The organism is Protofrankia sp. CiT1 (assembly GCF_917627335.1).
Taxonomy (GTDB): Bacteria; Actinomycetota; Actinomycetes; order Frankiales; family Frankiaceae; genus Protofrankia.
In genome coordinates this window covers 1-19880 of sequence record NZ_CAKJTP010000047.1, presented here as the reverse complement: position 1 = coordinate 19880, position 19880 = coordinate 1, and the positions used below count along the sequence as shown (strand labels likewise).

At 66.3% G+C, this 19880-nt stretch carries 18 protein-coding genes, 1 tRNA gene and 1 pseudogene; 6 read left to right on the top strand and 14 right to left on the bottom strand.

Annotated features, from left to right (window positions below):
- From MJ785_RS10325 to MJ785_RS10310, 4 genes are all read right to left on the bottom strand, one after another.
- On the bottom strand, positions 1–451 hold a 451-nt coding region (locus tag MJ785_RS10325; RefSeq protein ID WP_239380593.1), incomplete at its 3' end, for an MBL fold metallo-hydrolase.
- 25 nt (positions 452–476) lie between these two features.
- The gene (locus MJ785_RS10320; protein ID WP_239348193.1) at positions 477–1370 is read right to left on the bottom strand and encodes an NUDIX hydrolase; all 894 of its coding nucleotides are present in this window, start codon (positions 1368–1370) and stop codon (positions 477–479) included.
- Positions 1371–1373: 3 nt separating this feature from the next.
- Positions 1374–1880, bottom strand: coding sequence for a RidA family protein (locus tag MJ785_RS10315; protein WP_239310998.1), 507 nt, complete (start codon positions 1878–1880; stop codon positions 1374–1376).
- Positions 1877–2044, bottom strand: a complete 168-nt coding sequence (locus MJ785_RS10310; RefSeq protein ID WP_239310997.1) for a DUF4177 domain-containing protein — start codon at positions 2042–2044, stop codon at positions 1877–1879. The genes MJ785_RS10315 and MJ785_RS10310 overlap by 4 nt, the downstream gene beginning before the upstream one ends.
- 101 nt (positions 2045–2145) lie before the next feature.
- On the opposite strand from MJ785_RS10310, the gene MJ785_RS10305 reads away from it, so the two are divergent.
- Together MJ785_RS10305 and MJ785_RS10300 are read left to right on the top strand one after the other, a co-directional pair.
- Positions 2146–3195: an ArsA-related P-loop ATPase gene (locus MJ785_RS10305; protein ID WP_239310996.1), complete on the top strand. Its 1050-nt coding sequence runs from the start codon at positions 2146–2148 to the stop codon at positions 3193–3195.
- Entirely contained in the window at positions 3192–4394 is a 1203-nt protein-coding gene (locus MJ785_RS10300) for an ArsA-related P-loop ATPase (RefSeq protein ID WP_239310995.1), read from the top strand. Before MJ785_RS10305 ends, MJ785_RS10300 begins: the two co-directional genes overlap by 4 nt.
- A 241-nt stretch (positions 4395–4635) precedes the next feature.
- Here MJ785_RS10300 and MJ785_RS10295 read toward each other — a convergent pair whose 3' ends face one another.
- Entirely contained in the window at positions 4636–4992 is a 357-nt protein-coding gene (locus MJ785_RS10295) for a WhiB family transcriptional regulator (RefSeq protein WP_239310994.1), read from the bottom strand.
- A gap of 448 nt (positions 4993–5440) precedes the next feature.
- On the opposite strand from MJ785_RS10295, the gene MJ785_RS10290 reads away from it, so the two are divergent.
- Positions 5441–7855 (top strand): transglycosylase domain-containing protein, encoded by a 2415-nt coding sequence (locus tag MJ785_RS10290; protein ID WP_239310993.1) that lies wholly within the window; start codon positions 5441–5443, stop codon positions 7853–7855.
- 71 nt (positions 7856–7926) lie between these two features.
- Here the strand turns inward: MJ785_RS10290 and MJ785_RS10285 are convergent, their stop codons facing one another.
- The gene (locus MJ785_RS10285; protein ID WP_239348192.1) at positions 7927–8382 is read right to left on the bottom strand and encodes a GatB/YqeY domain-containing protein; all 456 of its coding nucleotides are present in this window, start codon (positions 8380–8382) and stop codon (positions 7927–7929) included.
- Positions 8383–8526: 144 nt separating this feature from the next.
- Between MJ785_RS10285 and MJ785_RS10280 the strand changes: the two genes are divergently transcribed.
- Together MJ785_RS10280 and MJ785_RS10275 are read left to right on the top strand one after the other, a co-directional pair.
- Complete coding sequence (locus tag MJ785_RS10280; RefSeq protein ID WP_239311005.1) at positions 8527–9468, top strand: metallophosphoesterase; 942 nt, start codon at positions 8527–8529, stop codon at positions 9466–9468.
- Between the two features lie 111 nt (positions 9469–9579).
- Positions 9580–9653: transfer RNA gene (locus MJ785_RS10275), tRNA-Pro, on the top strand.
- Positions 9654–9728: 75 nt separating this feature from the next.
- Here MJ785_RS10275 and MJ785_RS22230 read toward each other — a convergent pair.
- From MJ785_RS22230 to MJ785_RS10250, 5 genes and pseudogenes are all read right to left on the bottom strand, one after another.
- A pseudogene (locus MJ785_RS22230) lies at positions 9729–9902 on the bottom strand (site-specific integrase); the annotation flags it as partial.
- A gap of 9 nt (positions 9903–9911) precedes the next feature.
- Positions 9912–10859 (bottom strand): TQO small subunit DoxD, encoded by a 948-nt coding sequence (locus MJ785_RS22035; RefSeq protein WP_305039912.1) that lies wholly within the window; start codon positions 10857–10859, stop codon positions 9912–9914.
- Positions 10860–10948: 89 nt separating this feature from the next.
- The gene (locus MJ785_RS10260; RefSeq protein ID WP_239380591.1) at positions 10949–11563 is read right to left on the bottom strand and encodes a potassium channel family protein; all 615 of its coding nucleotides are present in this window, start codon (positions 11561–11563) and stop codon (positions 10949–10951) included.
- On the bottom strand, positions 11560–12291 hold the full coding sequence (locus MJ785_RS10255; protein WP_239380590.1) for an HD domain-containing protein: 732 nt from the start codon (positions 12289–12291) through the stop codon (positions 11560–11562). Before MJ785_RS10255 ends, MJ785_RS10260 begins: the two co-directional genes overlap by 4 nt.
- 284 nt (positions 12292–12575) lie before the next feature.
- Entirely contained in the window at positions 12576–14342 is a 1767-nt protein-coding gene (locus tag MJ785_RS10250) for a serine/threonine-protein kinase (RefSeq protein WP_239380589.1), read from the bottom strand.
- Between the two features lie 1306 nt (positions 14343–15648).
- Here MJ785_RS10250 and MJ785_RS10245 point away from each other — a divergent pair.
- Positions 15649–17157, top strand: coding sequence for a diguanylate cyclase (locus MJ785_RS10245; RefSeq protein WP_239380587.1), 1509 nt, complete (start codon positions 15649–15651; stop codon positions 17155–17157).
- Positions 17158–17267: 110 nt separating this feature from the next.
- Here the strand turns inward: MJ785_RS10245 and MJ785_RS10240 are convergent, their stop codons facing one another.
- The 3 genes from MJ785_RS10240 to MJ785_RS10230 all read right to left on the bottom strand — a co-directional run bounded on the left by MJ785_RS10240 (position 17268) and on the right by MJ785_RS10230 (position 19784).
- On the bottom strand, positions 17268–17822 hold the full coding sequence (locus MJ785_RS10240; protein ID WP_239348185.1) for a DUF3618 domain-containing protein: 555 nt from the start codon (positions 17820–17822) through the stop codon (positions 17268–17270).
- Between the two features lie 234 nt (positions 17823–18056).
- The gene (locus tag MJ785_RS10235) at positions 18057–18326 is read right to left on the bottom strand and encodes a hypothetical protein (RefSeq protein ID WP_239311232.1); all 270 of its coding nucleotides are present in this window, start codon (positions 18324–18326) and stop codon (positions 18057–18059) included.
- Between the two features lie 522 nt (positions 18327–18848).
- Complete coding sequence (locus MJ785_RS10230; RefSeq protein WP_239311231.1) at positions 18849–19784, bottom strand: A/G-specific adenine glycosylase; 936 nt, start codon at positions 19782–19784, stop codon at positions 18849–18851.
- Between the last annotated feature and the right edge of the window lie 96 nt (positions 19785–19880).

The window sequence follows — 19880 nt, the reverse complement described above, 5'->3', positions numbered from 1 at the left end:
TGCCACCAGTGCCACCAGTGCCGCGCTGGCGGTCACCGGTGAGGACGAAGGACAGCGAGTCGCCGCTGTGGCCAGGCGTCGCCAGCACGCGGATCTCTACTCCGGCAGCGACGATCACATCGCCTTCGGCGAGCCCCTCGTCGCCGAGCCGGTGGGCGATGTCCAGGGCACGGACCGGAGCCGCCGTGCGACTGTGAAGCGGAGCAGCGCCCGCGGCATGGTCAATATGACCATGGGTAAGCAGGATCATCTCAACTGGTCCCGCCGCGACGATCGCATCGAGATGCCGGTGATCAGGCGGGCCGGGGTCGACGACCACACAGCCGGTGGCACCGGGGGCGCGCAGCAGCCACGTGTTCGTGCCGTCCAGTGTCATCGGGCCGGGATTGGGCGCGAGCAGCACCGCCGCCAGTGTTGTCACCTGCCTGGGCAGGGCAGGATGGGACGGCATCGTGGCCACTGCCCGCCCGTGCCTGTCAGCCGATTGAGCCATAGTCGGTGTCATGCGGGAACACAAGCCGGGCCGTGCCGTCGCGCAACGAGATTTTTGGCAGGATCGGTTCCATGTCCCGGGCGGTGGCAGCTGCCATGATTTCTTCGACGCTGGTGTAGTTCACCAACTCGCCGAGGGTGTATGCGGTGGGTGGCATCAGGCGTAGCCGATCCGCCAGGTAGTCGTCGAGCGCGGCCGCCGGCGACGTCCACAGCAGCCGGTCGGATTCGCCGGGGATCCGGCGGGTCAGCTGCGTGGTTGGCATCGCCGCGACGAAGAACCAGGTGTCGTACCGGCGCGGTTCGACCTCGGGTGTGATCCAGCGTGCCCAGGAGCGGAGCAGATCGATCCGTACCCCGAGGGCGCGTCGGGCCAGCACGGCGGCAAGGCTGGTCCGCCGGCTCTCCAGCGCGGCCCGGTCCGATTCCCAGCCGGGGCCGCTGACATCGGCGATGGTGTCGCCGTCCGGTCCGGCGAGCAGGACACCGCTTTCCTCGAACGTCTCGCGCACCGCCGCGCACACCAGCGCTCGGGCCAGCGCCGGCCCGGCCCCGGGCAGGTATGGCGCCACGGCCCCCGCCGTACCGAATTGGCGCGGCTCAGCGTCGCTGTCCGCTGGATCAACCGTCCCGCCTGGGAATACGTACATGCCGGCGGCAAAGGCCATCGTGGACGCCCGGCGCAACAGACAGACCTCGACCCCGCCTGGCCCGCTGAGGGCGGGCCGGAGCAGGACCACCGTGGCCGCGGCGCGGGTGGGTGCCGGCGTGTCGATATCAGGACGATAGGACCGCGCCCGCTCGGGGATGCTCGACGGTAGCCGCTGGCGCAGGTGCGTGAGCAGGTCCTCGGTCACCGCGCTGGTCGGATCCGGCATGTGTCAGATGTTAGAACAGATGGTGGCGACCAGCTCGATCTCGACCGGGGCGCCCAAGGGCAGGACGGCTACCCCCACGGCGGAGCGGGCATGCCGCCCGGCGTCGCCGAACACCGCCGCGAGCAGCTCGCTCGCGCCGTTGACCACCGCCGGTTGTCCGGTGAACGCGGGCACGCTGGCGACGAACCCGACGACCTTGACGATGCCGGTGACGGCATCGAGGCCGCCGGCAACCGCGGCCGCTGCCGCGAGGGCGTTCAGCGCGCAGATGCGGGCCAGCTCGGTGGCGCGGTCAGGGGTGATCATGCCGCCGTCAGCGGCCGCGCCGACCTGGCCGCGGTCGGCGAGCGTGCCGTCCACCAGCGGCAGTTGCCCGGCCGTCCACACCAGCTCGGCATGGCGGCGAGCCGGCAGGTAGGCGCCGGCTGGTGCCGGTACCGCGGGAAGTGTCAGCCCGAGCGCGGCCAGCCGCCGCGACGGAGTGGCCGCCTCGGTGCCCGCGGGCGTCATGCCGTCGAGACGTTCGTCGGGCGCTTGAAGTAGGCGACCAGGCTCTCCGGATTGGGGCCGGGAACGATCTGGACGAGCTCCCAGCCGTCCGCGCCCCAGGTGTCGAGGATCTGCTTGGTCGCATGGATCAACAGTGGTGCTGTCGCGTACTCCCAGGTCGTCATGACACGAGACCTTATTGGTCATCGCTGGGAGAGGGCGGGACGCATCGGCGGACCTGGCGTCCGGCAGCCGTGCTTCCGCACGGAAGCCCGCACGGAAGGGGATGGCCGAGCCGGGTACGGTCGTCGGTGTGACGTCGCAGGACACTCTGCCGCCTGGCGCCACTCGGGGGCCGTGGTCGTGCCGCCTTCATGTGGTCACCGGCAAGGGCGGCACCGGCAAGACGACCGTAGCCGGCGCGCTCGCGGTGGCGCTCGCGACCGGGGGACGGCGGGTACTGCTCACCGAGGTCGAGGGGCGTCAGCAGATCGCGCAGCTGTTTGACACCCCGCCGCTGCCCTACGCCGAGCGTAAAGTGGCGAGCGCTCCAGGGGGCGGTGAGGTTTTCGCGCTCGCCATTGACGCGGAGGAGGCCCTGCTGGAGTACCTGGAAATGTTCTACAACCTCCGCCGCGCCGGCAGGGCGCTTGGCAAGATCGGCGCTATCGATTTCGCCACCACGATCGCGCCCGGGGTTCGGGACGTCCTGCTCACCGGCAAGGTGAAAGAAGCCGTGAACCGTCCGGACGCGACCCGTCCCGGCGGCAGGTCCTATGACGCGGTTGTTCTCGACGCGCCGCCGACCGGTCGTATTGCCCGGTTTCTCAACGTGAGTGCCGAGGTTGCCGGGCTGGCGAAAATGGGTCCGATCCGTACTCAGGCCGACAGCGTGATGGCGGTGATGCGGTCCGCCGCGACTGTTGTGCATTTTGTCACCCTCCTCGAGGAGATGCCGATGCAGGAGACGGTGGACGGCGTCGCTGAGGTGAGAACCGCGGGCCTCGCGGTCGGCGGTGTCATCGTGAATATGATCCGGCAGCCGTTGTTGGCGGCCGATGACATCGAGCGGGCTAGCGCTGATGAATTGGATCTTGAAGAACTGGTGGCAGGTATGAAGGAGGCCGGCATTCAGGCCGGCGTCGAGCTGGTCGGCGCGCTCGCGACCGAAGCGGCCCAGCACGCGCGCCGGGTACGCCTGGAAGTGGCTGAACGAGCCGAGGTCGAGAGGCTGGGCCGGCCCGTATACGAACTGCCCCTGGTCGCCGACGGCGTGGATGTTGGCGTGATCTACCGGTTTGCGGACCTGCTGCGCAAACAGCGGATGGTCGGATGAGCACGACGCAGGGGCAGCCCGCACAACGACCGCTGCCCGTCCCGCCGGTGCCGGTAGCGCCGTTGGACGTCGATGCGATGCTTGACAGCGAGAAGATCATTGTGTGCTGCGGGTCGGGCGGCGTCGGGAAAACCACCATTGCCGCGGCGCTGGCCCTGCGGGCGGCGGAACAGGGCCGCCAGGTGGTCGTTCTGACGATTGACCCGGCACGTCGGCTGGCCCAGTCCATGGGGCTGAGCGAACTGGACAACATTCCTCGGGAAGTCGCCGGGGTCGACCGGTCGGCCGGCGGCCGGCTGGACGCGATGATGCTCGACATGAAAAGGACGTTCGACGAGATCGTGCTGGCGCACGCAGCCCCGGACAGAGCTCAGCAGCTGCTTGAAAATCCTTTCTACCAGTCGTTGTCGTCGTCCTTTGCCGGTACCCAGGAGTACATGGCCATGGAGAAACTCGGCCAGCTGGATGCCACCGGGGACTGGGATCTCATCGTCGTCGACACGCCGCCGACCAGGTCGGCGCTGGACTTTCTTGACGCACCCACTCGGTTAGGGGCGTTTCTCGACGGTCGCTTGCTTCGGCTGCTGCTCGCCCCGGCGAAGGCGGGTGGAAAAATGTACCTGAAAGTTGTCGGGGTTGGGCTCGGTATGTTCGGCAAGATTCTGACCAAGATTGTCGGTGCGCAGCTCCTGACGGACGTCAGCCAGTTCGTGGCGGCGCTGGAAACCATGTTTGGCGGTTTTCGGCAGCGTGCCGAGCAGACGTACCAGTTGTTGGGCGCACCCGGTACTTCATTTGTTGTGGTAGCCGCTCCTGAGGCCGCCGCATTGCGGGAGGCGTCCTATTTCGTTGATCGACTGGATTCGGACGGAATGCCGTTGGCGGGGCTTGTCATCAATCGGGTCCACCCGGTGTGTTCCGCGGCTCGCGGCCTGACCGTGGAACGCAGTCTCGCCGCGGCCGAAACACTCGCCGAGCACGCCGGGCATCCACTGACAGCGGCTGTACTGCGGGTCCACGCGGAAAGAGTAAGGCTGGCCACGCGCGAGAACCGGCTGCGGGAGCGTTTCACCAGCGCGCATCCTGACACACCGCTGGTTGAGGTCGACGCGCTGGCTGGAGACATTCACGATCTTGATGGCCTCCGCGATGTCGGTGCCGCGCTCGCTGGGGAGAAAGTACTCCACCAGGCTGGTTAGAGCGTTCCGGCCCGTTCAGGGCGCGCGATCGTGTTTTTGCGCGGCTGCGGCCTTGAGGAGCCCCAGCCAGCGTGGCGCTGTTCGCATGCGCTCGTCCCGGGGTGCCCCGAGACGCCGTCGTCGAGAGGTTGTCTCCTGGGTGACGTCGACGTCCCGAGCATCCGGTCGGAGTGTGATAGTGAGATACTGAGGACGAATCGGAGGCTGGATCGTCGACTGGGGGGACGAGGTGCGGACGGTCCTAACCCGCGGAGGCGGCCCCATGGTGGGCGCGCGCATCCGCAAGCAGTTTTCGCCAGGAGGCGACATCGGGCCGTCGCCGCAGAAGAGCTCGGCGTTCCCGTTCGGTCATACCTCCCCAGACTCCGAATTCGACTCGGTTGTCAAGGGCGTCAGCGAGGCATTCGGTACGAACGGCGCATCCGAAGCATCGGGTCTTGACGCGATTCTGGGCGGCACCTTGAACGAAGAGATCGTCCGGGTCCAGATCACGGCAGGCCGCGTTCGCGGTCCAGTCGCCATCGACGGTCGAGCCGATCAACTGGGTCGAGCTGGCACGTCGTGCGGCGCTGGTGCGGGTAGCCAGGCTGCTGGTCATGCCACCTGCCTTTCTTCTCGAGTCCGGGTCAGGGGGCCCGTGCGGGTGGTGACGTGGCTTCGCCCGAAACCGTACGGAGCGCCTTTGCCACGGCACAGACCCCACACGGGTGGTTGTCCAAATGACCCGTCCGGGCCATTGATCCGAGTGATAAATGTGGTGCGTTCTGTCACTGCTTCGTGTCGTCCGCGTGACATCCACGTGTCTGAGGAGCGGGGTCATAGGCTTGTGCCCATTGCGCGGCCGAGTGGTCGCGAAGGGGGCCATTTGGAGGTTCCCGGACGTGACAGCGACGACAGGAACATACCGTCGGCATCCGGAACCTCCGGTCGGTTCTGGTCGTTCCGGCGCCACCGGACGCATCGCACCCGCAGACACCCGGCGGCCCGCGAGACTCCGGTCCTTCCGGCCGCGTGCCCGGACAGCGGCTAGGCGGACGACGCGATTCATGATCATCAGTGGGCTGTCCGGCGTCCTGCTCGCGTTCATGGCGGTGCCCTTCGTGGCCCTGGTAGGCCTCACGGCCAAGGGCGGCGCCGACTCGTTCCTGGAGCTGCCCGCGAACCTCACCGTGCCGCCGTTGCCACAGGCCTCCCGGATACTTGATTCCCAAGGAAATGTGATCGGATACCTGCGGGGTGAGCAGGACCGGGAGATCGTGACGATTGATCAGGTGCCGATGGTGATGCGTCAGGCGATCATCGACATCGAGGATTCCCGTTTCTACGAACACACCGGCCTTGATTACAAGGGGCTCATCCGGGCCTATGTCACCAACCAGGAGTCAGGTTCGGTCACGCAGGGCGGTTCAACGCTTACCCAGCAGTATGTGAAGAATGTTCTGCTGCAGGCGGCGACCACCAGGGAAACCAAGGATGCCGCCACCGAGCAAACGGTCAAACGAAAGCTCCGAGAGGCTCGTTACGCACTGTATTTAGAGGATCACCTGAGTAAGGACCAGATTCTCGAGCGGTATCTGAACATAGCCTACTTCGGTGACGGCGCCTACGGTGTGCAGACCGCGGCGAAACACTACTTCAACGTCGACGTGAGTCGGCTTACCCTGCCGCAGGCGGCGATGCTGGCCGGTCTGGTCAAAAATCCCACAGCCTACAATCCGGTACTACATCCGCAGGCGGCTACGATCCGCCGTGACATCGTCCTGGAGCGTATGCGCGAACTCGGCCACATCAACGACAGCCAACTGCGTGAGACCAAGGCAGTGCCGTTGACACTGAACCGTCCGCCCCAGGCGGCAGATCCCTGCCAGCTGTCGTCGGTGCCGTTCTTCTGTGCCTACGTCCGCCGCGTGCTGCTTGCCGACGAGCGGTTCGGGGCGACCCAGGCGGACCGCGAGCGGTTGTTGTTCGAGGGCGGTCTGACGATTCGCACCACACTCAGCCCGATTGCCCAGGCTGCCGCGCAGAACGCCGCGTCCGGTGTCGTGCCACCGGGTAACCGGGCTGCCGCGGGTGTGGCAATGATCCAACCTGGTACCGGAAAAGTGCTGGCACTGGCCGTCAACCGAGTGTACGGACCATCCTCGGACGGTCTGCCGCCGGAGCGTACGACCGACTTCACCCACACAAAACAGATTATTCCGCTCGAGGAGACCTCGTTCTCGCCGGGCTCCACCTTCAAGGTCTTCACGCTGGCTGCGGCCATCGAGAAGGGAATGCCCCTGGGTACCACGTACTACTCGCCGGTATGTTATCACTCGAACATCTTCAACAATCCTCGCGCGGAGGGGAGCACGCGGGCGAGCACCGCGGACTGCTTCGGCAACGCCGATCCGAGCGAAGCCGGCCTGTACTCGATGACGACGGCAACCTGGCACTCGGTGAACACCTATTACATCCAGCTCGCGGAGAAGGTCGGCGTCCAGAGCACCGCCGAGATGGCTCGCCGGCTCGGCGTCACGTCATGCCGGGTACAGGATCACACCGCGGCGCTCCGGCAGCGCTGTCCGCCCGGTGGCATAGGAGCACGTGACGGTTCGGCTGTCCTCGGTTCCAACGAGATCTCCACAATGGACCTGGCGACCGCCTATGCCACGCTTGCCAATCACGGTATCCGTTGTGATCCACAACCTTTTGAATCGATCACCCAGCGGGTCGGCGGTACGGATCGGCCGGTCGCCTACGCCGCGCCCCAGCCATGCCGCCAGGTCCTCGGGGCGAATGTCGCGGACAGCGTCACCTCGGTGCTGGAGGGGGTCATCCTGCATGGAACAGGGGCGAAAAACGCGCAGATCGGCAGACCGGCGGCTGGTAAGACCGGGACCGCGCAGGGTTTCAGCACCGCTTCGTTCGCCGGCTACATCCCGCAGCTCGCCGTCGCGGTGACCCTCGCCGACCCGAGGTCGCCCACGACCTACCCGTTGCGTAACGTCCTGGGCCTTAACCAGGTCTATGGCGGTGACCTGCCCGCCGCGGTATGGGCGAGAACCATGCGTGGCGCGATCGACGGGCTCAAGCTGCCAGTGGCGGCAATGCCCGCTCCCGACGACAGCGAGCCCAATCCGCCGAAGGAGACACTGCCCGATGTCGTCGGCCAGAACGTTGTCCTGGCGCGGGCGCTGTTGACCGCGCAGGGCTTCGGGGTGACGGTCCAGGAGGTCAACAACCCGGCTCCGGCGGGTACGGTGCTGGCGATGAATCCGGCGGGTGGCCAGGACGTCCCGGCTGGTTCGGACGTGGTACTGATGGTCTCGCAGGGTCCTGACTCGCAGCCTCGACCGGACGGCGGCGGAACCCCCGCCGAACAGCCCGCAACGGTGCCGCCCCGGCAGCCCGTGACAGCGACCGCGAGCCCGGCACACCGACGGGGGAATAGCATTCTCGACATATTCGGCGGAGACTGAGAAGGCAGCGCGACTGGCAGTACGCGACCGGGCAACAGGGGACGCGGCGTCGCGGGGCTGGAGTGCGTGCGTCAGGTGGCAAGCCGGGCGCGGACGAGGACGGAGACGCGGGAGCCGTCCGCTCGCCCGGCCACCTCGGCCTGGACCGCTTTCATGGCGGCGCCCATCGCCTTCGGGCCGACGAGTCCCTGCTCGCCGATCACTCGTTCGATGATCAGAATGAGCTCGTCGTCGGTCAGCTGCTGGGGAAGGTAGGCGGCGAGGATCGCACCCTCGTTGCGTTCCTGCTCGGCCTGGTTCATTCGGCCGGCCGCAGCGAACGCATCCGCGGCCTCCCGCCGTTTGCGGACCTCGCGGGTGAGCACCTTCCGCACGTCCTCGTCGGACAGCTCGCGGACGTTGCTGCCGGCTACCTCCTCGTCCTTCACCGCGGCCATGGCCATGCGAAGGGTGGATGTGCGCAGCGCGTCCCGGGCCTTCATCGAAGTGGTGAGATCCGCCCGCAGGCGCTCCTTGAGTTCGCTCACGCGACCTGACCCTAGCCGTTCCGTCGCTCCGGGACCTCCAAGGATACGATCATCAGCCTTCCCGTTGTTGATCATTCGCGTGACGCGGCGCGGCGCGGCGCGGAGAACAGCCGCAATGGGCGAAACCTGGGCCACACTGGTCTGATGACGGGTACGCGACGGTTCCCCCCGGGCACGCTTCGAAGGACCGCCAGACGCGCGGCCACCGGATTCGGTGCGGCAGGCGCATTGAGCCTCGCCTATGCCGCCGGCTATGAGCGGAGCGCGTACACTCTGCGCCGTCTGGTGGTTCCGGCGCTGGCTGGCGAGGTCCGCCCGCTGCGTATCCTGCACATCTCTGATCTGCACATCACCCCCAAACAGGGGGGGAAACTGGCGTGGATCTCGGAGCTGGCTCGTCTGATGCCCGATCTTGTGGCATTGACTGGTGACGTACTGTCACATCCTGATGCGGACGGGCCGACCCTGGAGGCGCTGTCTCCGTTGTTCGGCTTCTCCGGCGTGTTCGTACCGGGGAACAACGACTACTTTGCGCCGACGTTGAAGAGCCCACATCACTACTTTTTGTCGGAGGACGACTCCAGGCCGAAGGGGCTCCCGTTGGACTGGGCCGCGTTCGCAAAGACCCTTGCGGGCGACAGCGGATGGATCGACCTGACCAACCATCGGACGGTGATGCGGGTCGCCGGACGGCGGATCGATGTCCGCGGCGTCGATGACGCCCGGTTGGGACGTGATCGTCTTTCCTCGGTGATCGGCCCTCGGGAGGACGCTGATGTTGAACTGCGGCTCGGGTTGTCGCACACTCCGGAGCCGCGGGTGCTGGACGCCTACACCTCCGATGGGGTGGCGCTGACGCTGTCCGGGCACACCCACGGCGGCCAGGTCCGGGTGCCGTTCCTCGGGGCGCTGGTCACCAACTGCGGTATTGATCGTGCCCGGGTGCGCGGGCTCTCCCGGTACGAGGCGGGCGGGCGGGGGTCGTGGCTGCATGTATCCGCTGGTCTGGGGACCTCACCATTTGCGCCGGTCCGCTTCGCCTGCCGGCCCGAAGCTACTTTGATCACACTTACAGCCGCGCCTTGAGGGCCGGCGCGGCCAGCGGAGGCGATCCCACAGCTCCCTTGGAGCCAAGGCGGCCCACGGAACTCGGTGTCCCAGGCTGCTTGATGGATCAGGTAGACTCTGCGATGGTCGCGGGGTGTGGCGCAGCTTGGTAGCGCGCTTCGTTCGGGACGAAGAGGTCGTGGGTTCGAATCCCGCCACCCCGACCCAGGTCAGGGGCATGATCTGCAACAGGGGATCATGCCCCTGACGCATGTACAGCAGCGAAGTACAGCAGTAGGTCATCGATCAAGGCTCTCGCTCAGCCGGTTCAGCGCCTCTCGTGTCTTCGCCGACGACGCCTGCGCGTAGATCTCCATCGTCACGTCGATGTTCGCGTGACGCAGAACACGCATGATCACCCGCGGGTGTACGTCAAGCGCCATGGGCAGTGACGCGCAGGTGCGCCGGACCTCGCGCGGGAATCAACCGACGACGACATCGTCCCCGTCGAGGCGTAAGGGCAGCCGGGTGAGCGGCAGGGGGGCCGGGCCGCCAATGACCGCTCCGCTCGATGCCGAGTACAATGCGCCATGGCAGGGGCAGGCGAACTGCTGGTCGGAGATCTGGAAGTTCACGGCACACCCGGCATGCGTGCACACCGCCGAAAACGCGGCGAACCCACCCGCCGGTAGGTGGACAAGCCAGGCCGGTTCCCCGGATCGGGGGTTGGTGAACTTCTTCGCCGATCCCTGGTAGATCTCGTCGGTTCGCGCCACAATCGTGGCCCCTGCGGTTGCGATCGCCGTGGGCGGGTGGGAGACCGCATGCCCACCGACTGCGCGTCCTATCCAGGCGGTCAGGCCAGCGGTGCTGAGAGCCCCGAGCGCCGCGAGGCCGGTTGCCGCCCCCTGGCGTAACAACGCGCGGCGCCGAGGGTCGTGGGTGCGCACTCGGGCAAGCCAGGCGTCCACCGACAGTACGCCGGCGGCGCCCACCGCGATGAACGGCAGCCACATGACCAGAAAAACGATGTCGGAGCCGTAGTAGTACGGCCGCGTGTGCCAGCTGACGGTGAGCAGGAACAGCAGGGAGAACATGGCGCCGGCGGCGGCGGCGAGCCGAGCCCACAGACCGAGGAGGGTCCCGACGCCCACCGCGACCTCGCCTAGGGCAATCAGGACCCCGACGGTGTCCGGATACGGCTGGAGCAGGCCGAGTAGCCCGCCGATCGGGCTGGCAGGGACAAGGAGCGCAAGCTGTCGATGGATCGATGTCGGCGAAGCCGGGTCGAGATAGCCGGGGTCGGCGAGTTTCTGCAGACCGGCGAAGGTGAACGTGACGCCGAGGAACAGCCGCAATGGCAGCAGCGGCCAGCCTGGCTCGGTGAGCCGGGCTGGCCGGCTGGTGCCCGTGCTCGTGGCGCCGTCCATAGTTTTCACGATCAGTGCAGGTTACCCGTGACCGCTCAGTGGAGGAGCGGAGCTGCATGATCGTGTTCTTTCGCGCCCCTCGGGCGCTCTCAGCGGCTCTTTGATGCCTCGCTCCGGCTCGGTCTGCCGTCGGGCTCCGTTGTGACGGAGCGGCGCTGTAGTCCGGCTGTGATCGCGCCAACGAAGATTTTTGCGATCAGTCCGACGGCGATGAGGTCACCCATCATCTGAATAATTGTGATGATTCTGGCTGTCTCGGTACGGGGCGCGATGTCACCGAATCCGACCGTACTGAAAACGGTAATTGTGAAATACAGCGCGTCCGTGCGGGTCAATGGCTCGGTGAAGGCCGCGACTTCTTCCCGGGCGAGCAGAAAATAGGTTGTCGCAAAGATCAATAAAAACAGCGGCAGGGACGCGGCGACAGACTCCACGGCGCGCAGCCGCGGATGGTTGGAATGGGCAATCTGCCAGACCTGAATGCTGACCACGATGGTGAAAACGAGCAGGCCGATGGCTATTCCAACAGCGGTACCAGCGCCGATCCTCCGGTCCAGCGGCAGGAGGTAGTAAATGCTGACCAGCACGGTCGTCGTCAACAGCGCGCGCAGCATGGAGCGAAGGATGACCCGGCGGCGTCGTGTCGGCCGCCGGGCCTCATGCCGTGCGTTCGTCACGGTGTCCCACAGATCCCGCGTGGTCACGAGATTGCGTGGCCGGTGCTGGCACGGACCGCGCCGGTATCAACACCGGTATCAACACCGGTGCCCGGCTGGCCCCGCCCGGCAGCTGGAAGGTGGGTTCGCGGTCCATTGCCTCGCCGGCGTAGCGCGACACGGGCGGTGGCGGCAAGTAGCCGTGGCTCTCGTCGGCACCGTGCGGCGAACAGGTCCGGACGCTCGGTGGCGTGCCGTGTGCGAATGTCGGCAAGTCGCCGCGGCACAGAAATGATCTTTCCGGTTGCGTCCGCTGTCATGTCCGCGTAGACGAGCGCGTCCATGACGGGCCCGTTCTCCGCCGGGAACTCATCAAGGGCGTTCAGCAGCCCTCTCGGCCGCGCCAGCAGCCGTGCTTCGGAGTGATGCGCGACCAGAGCGGCAAGCCGCGCCGGCGCGCCGGCCTGGATGAGGTGGATCGCGCCGTCGAGGGGATGGAACCCGGTATCGATCAGTAGCGGTGCATAGCCGATGTCGTGCAGCCAGGCTGCGGCAACGAGCAGTTCTCGGTCGGCCGGTGCGACGGTGGAAGCGATCCTGCCCGCCTGAGCCGCCACTGCCTGAGAGTGTGCCCAGCGGGCGGGCAACGGCCGCAGCAGCAGATATGCGGCCGCACGGGCCGCGGCGGCGGTCGCGTCGAAGCGTCGTGGCAGCGGCACTGTGGACCTGCCGTGCTGGTGGCTGTCGCCGGCAGGATCAGGGAAGGAGTCGGTCACAGAGTCCTCCGTGTCCGGTGATCACGGCGTTGCCCACAGGGGGCCACCGGCAGCTGCTGGCTGCTGGGCGCTGGCGGCGGCACCCGCGGCGAGCGCATCGGTCTCGTCGTTCAGGCTCCAACTGCTCGGGGTTCGAGGGGCCGGTTACTGCCGGGCCCAGCAGCGGTATGCCCATCCAGGCGCATTCCACCGCTGACCAGGCCAGTTCATTTTGGCTACGCCGATTCCGGCCGGGAGAAATCCTTGTAAGACCGGCTTACCCGGCGGATCGCCGCCAGGCGGGTTCAGACGTCCGCTAAGGAGGAGGCAGGAGCGGGGGTACGTATTCCCCGGGGCCGCGGCCTGGCGGATCGTGCGACGTTCGAGGCGGCCGCGGGCGGTGGACGCGATTGCGTGGATACCGGTTGCATTGTTGCCGCCGGTGGCTTGGATGCCACGCTGGCCGGAGATCTGGGCGTAGGCGTGGCCGGTGGGCCGGACGTGGCGGTGGGCCGCGGTGCCGGGGCGGTGGTTGCCGGCGGCGGTGCGCTTGTCTGGGTCGGTTGTGGCGTTACCGGAGCTGTCGGCGGATTGCTGGTGGCTTGCGTCGCATTTGTAGGATTTTTTGATGATTCAGTCACCTGGATGGGGTCTGGCTGAGTTGACGTGGCCGGCTCTCTTGGTGTCGATTTCGCGACATTCGCCGCATTGGGCGCGGCTGCGATGGGCTCGGCGGAAGGCGGTGGCGGTATGTTCACCGGCTGCGCTGACGGCGGGCCGTCGCCGAGTACTGACGGTTCGCTGAGCAGCATTCCAGCCGAGTTCCCGGGTCGGCCGGAGGTCCACATTCCCGCAACGGTCGGAACGATGGTGCTGCCGCTCGGCGCGGGTGCGACCACCGGCGTTGGGATGGCGCCGTGGATGTCCGCACCGCCACCAGAGGCGACACGCAGCGCTACGGCGACCGCTAGCCCGGCGGTGATGCCGAGCGCGATTCCAGCGGCAACGGTGACCAGCGCCAGTTGCCAACGGCGAACGGGGGCTGCGCCGGAGGTGGGTGGCCGGTGCGTGGCTGCGCTCTGCCGGCCGGCTGGGGTCGGCTGGCCGGCCGCGGCGAGATTCCCCGCGCGACCGGCCGCCGGTGCCGCCGGTGCCGCCGGTGGTACGGGTACAGCCACCGGTAGCGGCGTAGGGGCTGACGGAGGCGGTAGCGGTGGCGCGATCAGAACGTGCCGGGTGACCTGGTCCGCGAGGTCCACGCTGTCCACATAATTGCGGACGACACCGGTGACCAGCTCGACGGCGGTAGGTCGCCGTCCCGGATCCCTGTTGAGCGCTTGTAGCGTCAATGGTCTTAGGCCATCGGGAATACCGCTGAGGTCGGGTTCTTCCCGCAGCATGCGAAGCGCCGAGGCGGTGGGCGTGTCCGCGGCGAAGGGGTGCCGCCCGGTCGCGGCGAACACGACGCACATGGCCCAGGAAAAGACGTCGGCAGCGGGCCCGGCCCGTTCACCGCGCAGCTGTTCCGGTGCCATCCAGGCGACTGTCCCGATGACGTGCCCGGTCTGGGTGTGTTCGGTGGTGTCGACGGCATGGGCGATCCCGAAGTCGATGACCTTCGGGCCGTCCCAGGCCAGCAGGATGTTCGACGGTTTCAGATCGCGGTGTACAAGCCCAGCCGTGTGGACCGCGACGAGAGCGTCGGCGAGGCCTGTGGCGAGATTCACCAGGGTGGAGCTGCCGAGCCGGCCACGCTCGGCCACAGCTGTGGCAAGACTCACGCCATCGACGTACTCGGTCGCCATCCACGGGCGCTCCGCGTCGACGTCGGCGTCGCGCACCTCGGCTACGTAGTTGCCGCGGACGCGGCGCGCTGCCGCGACCTCGCGGCGAAACCGCTTCCGGAAGTCCGCGTTGTTGATCAATTCTGGGCGGATGACCTTGACCGCCAGGGGATGGCCGTCCTCGTCAAAGCCGAGATAGACGGTGCCCATCCCGCCGGCGCCCAGTCGTCCCTGGAGCCAGTACCTCCCGACTTTTCGGGGATCAGCGTCGGTCAGCGGCGCCAGCACGCCCGCTCCTCTCCTATGATCCGCACCCCATCCCGGGATCACGCTACCGAGCCCGGCGGGGTTTACGGCTGTCGGCGCATCAACTTTCTCGAGCGTGCCCTACTTGATCGTGGTGATCAAACGTATGATCGATCACATTCGTATGTAGCTGGCTGGCCGGGGTGTATAGGTAAAAGATTGTCGTAAGCGTAACCGGATGTGATCATGTTGATCGTCAGATGGTGCCAAGGAGCCGGCGGCGCGGCCGTGACCGCCCGCGCGCGGATTTTTTCGAACTTTTTAGATCAAAAATGCCTATTTCCGGATCCGAGCCTCGGAAGATAGCCCGCGCTCGGACCGGTTGCCGGATGATTTCGCGGCTTGCCGGTTGCCAACGGTGTTTTTGATCACTTTGTCGCCGCAGGCCGGCCCGGTGTGCCGCGCCGGCCGTACCTGAACTCCTGTCGGTGCCTGTCGCGAGGTCGACGACCGGCCTTTTGCGCCGGATCCCGAGTTCACTGGCGATGTCCAGCCAGTCGTGGCTGTTGCGTGGCAAGGCTGGTCGCCGGTGCTGCCCTCCTCTCCATGGTGGGCCGAGGGCAGCGCGTAGCGCTCTGATCTCCCGGTCGCGCTCAGCGATCGTGGCACGGATACGGCCCCATACGTCGATAGCGGAAACCATCGGTCCATAATGTTTCACTGAGACCGAAGGCGGATGTACAACTCGAGGCAAGGGATGTCGGTCACGTACCGCTTTGCTGGTACAGGCAGTTGTCTTGGGCCGACCTGGGGACGGCTGACCTGCCACGGGCGGCCGGTCAGCAAAGGGGGTCCTGGGAGGCAGGGGGAAGAGTCGATTTCCGTTACGCATCGTGGTGTGGGCGGAAGGTACTGGCTGGAGGTCGTCATAGAAGATCATTAAATAGCGGGTTAGCGCTCACAGGAATTTCACAGGAAATCTGACTACACTCGGGAGGTTCATCTGTTCACCGACAAAAAAGGTATTTTTCATATTATGGCGGGGCCTGGGTGCTGAGTAGTTGGAATGGGTTTTCCGTGTTTCGGGGCGGCCGGGTGGTGTCCATCTCGCCGCGCAGGCAATTGCCCAGATGGCACCAATTCCGGTACCTCGCCGAGCTATCCGGACCGACTGGTTCCATCGGATACAACCTGATTGGCTGAAGGAGGCGCAATCATGGCTTTTTCCGCGCCTGTGGAGACATGGAGAGACTGGCCGCCCCGGGATGATCTGATGGGGCCGGGAAACAGCCGTAGATACTTGGCCACAAACCGGTCATGTCTGCTTTACCTGGCGTTCGGGTTCTGTTTGGCAGTCGGTTACTACCTGGTGCCGTCACAGGGCGCGGGCCACACCGTACGGATTGTGGGCTATTGCCTGGCCAGCGCCTCGGCCGCGGTAGCGGTACTCGTCGGTGTCGGTTGCTTCCGGCCCGCACCACGGCTGCCCTGGCTGCTGCTAGCCGCCAGCCAGCTCGTGTATTTGATTGCTGGTACGGCGCTTTTCCCGCCATACCAGGCCGCCGGAGCAGCCGTGGGAGCCACGCGATTCCCCATTTTCTTTAATGCGTTTTACCTAGCTCGTTATCCGCTTGCGGTGGCGGGTTTGGTCATTTTCATACGCCGCCGGACTCCTGGGCGTGACCTGCCCGGCCTGCTGGACGCCGGTACCCTGGCGGTCGCCGTGGCCATGCTCTCCTGGCTGGGCCTGATCGGCCCGTATGTCCGCGGCGGATCCGGCCGACTGGTCGATGCCGCATCCTTGATCGGATATCCGGTCATGGATATCGCGCTGCTCGCGGTCGGGCTGAGGCTGTTCCTCGGGCCGGGCCGTCGGTCGCCTGCCTGCTTCCTGCTCATGGGTAACCTTTTTTTAATCATGACCGCGGACACCCTCTACGGGCTGCAACAACTGGGCGGCACCTATCGGCCGGGCAACTTCCTGGATGGGATGTGGCTTGTCGCCAACGTGACGCTAGGCGCCGCGGCACTGCATCCGACGATGACTCGGCTGACCGCACCCGCGCCGGCTGGGGAGCAGAACCTCGGTGGCGTCCGGCTGGCTGTGCTGCTCACGGCGGCGCTGGCCGCTCCTGTCATGATAATGATTGAATATGCCCGTGGGGTCACCCATGACATTCCGGTTATGGCGATGGCATGCGCGCTGATGTTCCTGCTGACGATCGCTCGAATGGCGGGACTCGTCTGCGACCAGCGCCGGCTGGCGATGGTCGATTCGCTGACCGGCTTGTACACACGCCGTTTTCTTGAGGCGGAGATGTCCAGCGGGCTCACCCGGGTGCGTCGCGGCGGAGGTTTACTGGGGCTGGTCATTATTGATGTTGATCATTTTAAGGAAATAAATGATCATCATGGTCATCCCGGGGGTGACAGGGTGCTTGCCGAGATCGGCGCTCGGCTACGCGCAGCGACTCGCCCAGGCGATGTGCTTGCCCGCTATGGCGGTGAGGAATTTGCGTTGTTGGCGTCCAATGTCGACTTGAGCGAGCTGGGAGCGCTCGCTGAACGGCTGCGTGCCCGGGTGGCAGGGAGCCCTATCGCCCTGGATGCCAACACCTTGATCTTCGCCACTGTGTCGGTGGGGGCCTGCGCCTTTCCGACGCACGTGTCGAGCCAGGGCGAGCTGGTCGCAATGGCGGACGGCGCTCTGTACTCCGCCAAGGCACGGGGACGGGACCGGGTGGTGATTGCCGAGATCCCGCGGCCCACGGCAGCACCTGCCGCTGACGGAGCCCGTGATGCCGGCGACGCTCAGAAGGTCAGAGATCCTCAGGGCGCCGTGGCCGAGTCCTGGTGACCGGGTCCGCTTCCCGGTAGCCGCACATACACGACCGCGGTCCGATGGCGTAGGCCGGTGGCATCCTCTTCCGCCGGCGGCCTACGCCATCGAGGCGCTATCGCCGGGCGCTATCGCCGGGCGCAGCGTCTGCCGCGGACGATGATGACCAGCACAGCTGCCATCATTACGCCGGTCATGGCGGCTGCCGTGGCACGGGTGGCGCGAGGGCTGTTGACGGCTTGCTGGCGCACGGCCTGCATGGTCCGCGCTGGGCGAACTGTGGATTCCCGCACCTTCTCGGCTGTTGCGGTCACGCGCGGGTTATGGCTGACCTTCGCCGCCGTCTGGCTGGCGGCGTCCCGCACATGTTGCGCGTTTCCCGCAAAGTGCGGATTTTGCCCGACCCGGTGCACCGCCCGGCCCGCGCTGTCCTTCGCCTTCTGGGCTGTCGCCGAGGCCCTGGGCGCGAGATCCTCGGTTGCCCCGGCAAGCCGCACCCGGGCGTCTGCCGCGCCGGTGGCCATCCGTTCCCAGGTATGGGCTATGGCGATCTTGGCATCCTCGACGGTGCGTCCTGCCGCCTTTGTGGGACTCATCTTCTCGGACAGCGCGGTGAGCTCTTCGGCAAGCCGTGTTCTGGTTGCCTCGATGTCAGTATTGATCGAATTTGGATTCTCGTCCACGAGCGTCCTCCCAGCATCCTTGGGCACAGGCCGGTGCGGGACCGTCCGACAGATCTTTGACCGGATCAACATCCATCGGAGTGGCCCTTGGTTGTGATAATCCTGATCTTCGGATTACCCTGGAATGACGCGGCTAACCGGTACGGCGTGTTGCGGGAGTCGTCGTTCGATCAGGGAGCCGCGTCCAGATGGTTGCTGGCGAGGATCGCCGCTGTGAGCGGAGCGCCGCCGGGGTCAGGTCGGGTATGGCGTGGTGCCACTGTCGCCTGGCATTTCGCGAAAGATCAGCGACAGGTCGACGTCCCCGTGGAAGCTGATCAGGGCGGCCTGTGCCGGTACCAGGATCATGGCCGCGGTCAGGTCGGCCGCGGTGGCACCGGCCGCGAGGATGAGCTCATGCTCGACGACCGGGCCGTGTTGGACGGTCACTACCTCGGCAAGTGAGGTCGGTGTCGTGTTGGGTACGCCTCGGGGTTCGGGTACAAGGTCGCCGTCGGTGTCCATTTTCGGGCCTCCTCGATGAGAACCTAGCAACTTTGATCGATGCGTTTGCGGACGACTATGTGGTCCTTTTGGCGAGCCGTTCACGGCAGCTCCACGTTGTCGCATTGGCGCCCTTTCCTACCCACCGCCCGCCGCTATGGGCCATGGGTGACGTGAAGCATGTCCGTGAGATCACTGCGCGTCCGTACTGTGACTTCACGATCAAATAGCCATCGGCATCCCCAGGGGCTTTCGGGCATGCGACAGCATCGATATTGCTTTATAGCAAATATCTGGCGGCTGGTGCGGTCGGGGGTAGAGGTATTTTCCGCACCCTGCAATATTTGGTCGTCAGCTTCTTTTGCAGCCAAGCTGATTTATTTATTGCTTTTCTTGGTCAAGTGGCTGCCGCCGGAAGTGTTCGAGGCATGCCTGGATGCCAGGCGGATGCGTCGCGATGCGGTGAGGCGCATGCCCCAGCCCCACGGCGGTTTCGGTGTTCCCCTCGAGCCGCGTGCGCAGGTACCTCGGTGCGCGGATAGCTCAGGAATCGATCGCGGGATGTCCGGGCAGCGCGTACACACCTGGCGCGATCAGGATCGCGAGACCGTCGTCCAGTAGTCCGCTCAGCGCTCGCTCGCGTTGTACCGGCTCGTCCCACACCGCGTCGAGGAGCTCGCGGTGTACCGGCCCTGGCGCCTCGCGCAGCACCGCGAGCAGGCGTCCGCGTACCTGTCGGTCGGTCCCGGCATAACCCTGCGGACGCCGGGGCGGGGAATCCGCGGGCGGGTTGCCCGCCTGGTGCCATCCGCATTCTTCCGCCACCGGGCAGGCAGCGCAGTGGGGCGTCCGCGCGGTACAGACCAGCGCGCCGAGTTCCATGAACGCCGCGCTGGCCCGGGCTGCCATCCGCGGGTCGATAGGTAGGAGCGACTCGACCAGTTGCAGGTCCCGGCGTGATGTCGCCGTCCGCTGGTCATCGTGGCCACCGACCGCACGGCTGACAAACCGCCGGACATTGACATCGATCACAGCGTGACGCTGCTGGAAGGCGAACGCGGCAACTGCCCGAGCGGTGTAGGTACCGACTCCTGGCAGCCGCAGTAGTTCGTTCACGCTGTCGGGGATTGCTCCACCGTGTAGTTCCGTGATGGCGACGGCGGTCTGATGCAGCCGCAACGCCCGCCGCGGGTAGCCGAGCCGCCCCCACATCCGTACGGCCTCGCCGGCTGGCTCGGCGGCAAGCGCGGACGCGGTCGGCCAGCGGTCGGTCCATGCGCGCCACACGGGCAGGACCCGGTTCACCGGTGTCTGCTGAAGCATAATCTCGCTGACGAGGACCGCCCACGGGCTCACTCGCGGGTCTCGCCAGGGAAGATCCCGGGCGCACACTCCGTACCAGTCAAGGACGGCGTCCGCGAGCGCGGGCGGTGCGGCTGCTGTTTCCGGGACAGGGGAACCGACTGTGAAGGATGTCATCACCACCATCCTGGCATGAGCTCGTTTCGATGATCAGCCACACCCTGAACCCGGGGCTTCATGGGGTGTGGGTCCCCAAATTTTCGCGGAGCGGTT

Coding starts and splice junctions, on each gene's coding strand:
- MJ785_RS10300 (WP_239310995.1), top strand. CDS start 3,192: ATGAGCACGACGCAGGGGCAGCCCGCACAACGACCGCTGCCCGTCCCG.
- MJ785_RS10295 (WP_239310994.1), bottom strand. CDS start 4,992: ATGACCAGCAGCCTGGCTACCCGCACCAGCGCCGCACGACGTGCCAGC.
- MJ785_RS22035 (WP_305039912.1), bottom strand. CDS start 10,859: ATGGACGGCGCCACGAGCACGGGCACCAGCCGGCCAGCCCGGCTCACC.
- MJ785_RS10290 (WP_239310993.1), top strand. CDS start 5,441: ATGATCATCAGTGGGCTGTCCGGCGTCCTGCTCGCGTTCATGGCGGTG.
- MJ785_RS10305 (WP_239310996.1), top strand. CDS start 2,146: ATGGCCGAGCCGGGTACGGTCGTCGGTGTGACGTCGCAGGACACTCTG.
- MJ785_RS10315 (WP_239310998.1), bottom strand. CDS start 1,880: ATGACGCCCGCGGGCACCGAGGCGGCCACTCCGTCGCGGCGGCTGGCC.
- MJ785_RS10230 (WP_239311231.1), bottom strand. CDS start 19,784: ATGACATCCTTCACAGTCGGTTCCCCTGTCCCGGAAACAGCAGCCGCA.
- MJ785_RS10280 (WP_239311005.1), top strand. CDS start 8,527: ATGACGGGTACGCGACGGTTCCCCCCGGGCACGCTTCGAAGGACCGCC.
- MJ785_RS10235 (WP_239311232.1), bottom strand. CDS start 18,326: ATGGACACCGACGGCGACCTTGTACCCGAACCCCGAGGCGTACCCAAC.
- MJ785_RS10320 (WP_239348193.1), bottom strand. CDS start 1,370: ATGCCGGATCCGACCAGCGCGGTGACCGAGGACCTGCTCACGCACCTG.
- MJ785_RS10310 (WP_239310997.1), bottom strand. CDS start 2,044: ATGACGACCTGGGAGTACGCGACAGCACCACTGTTGATCCATGCGACC.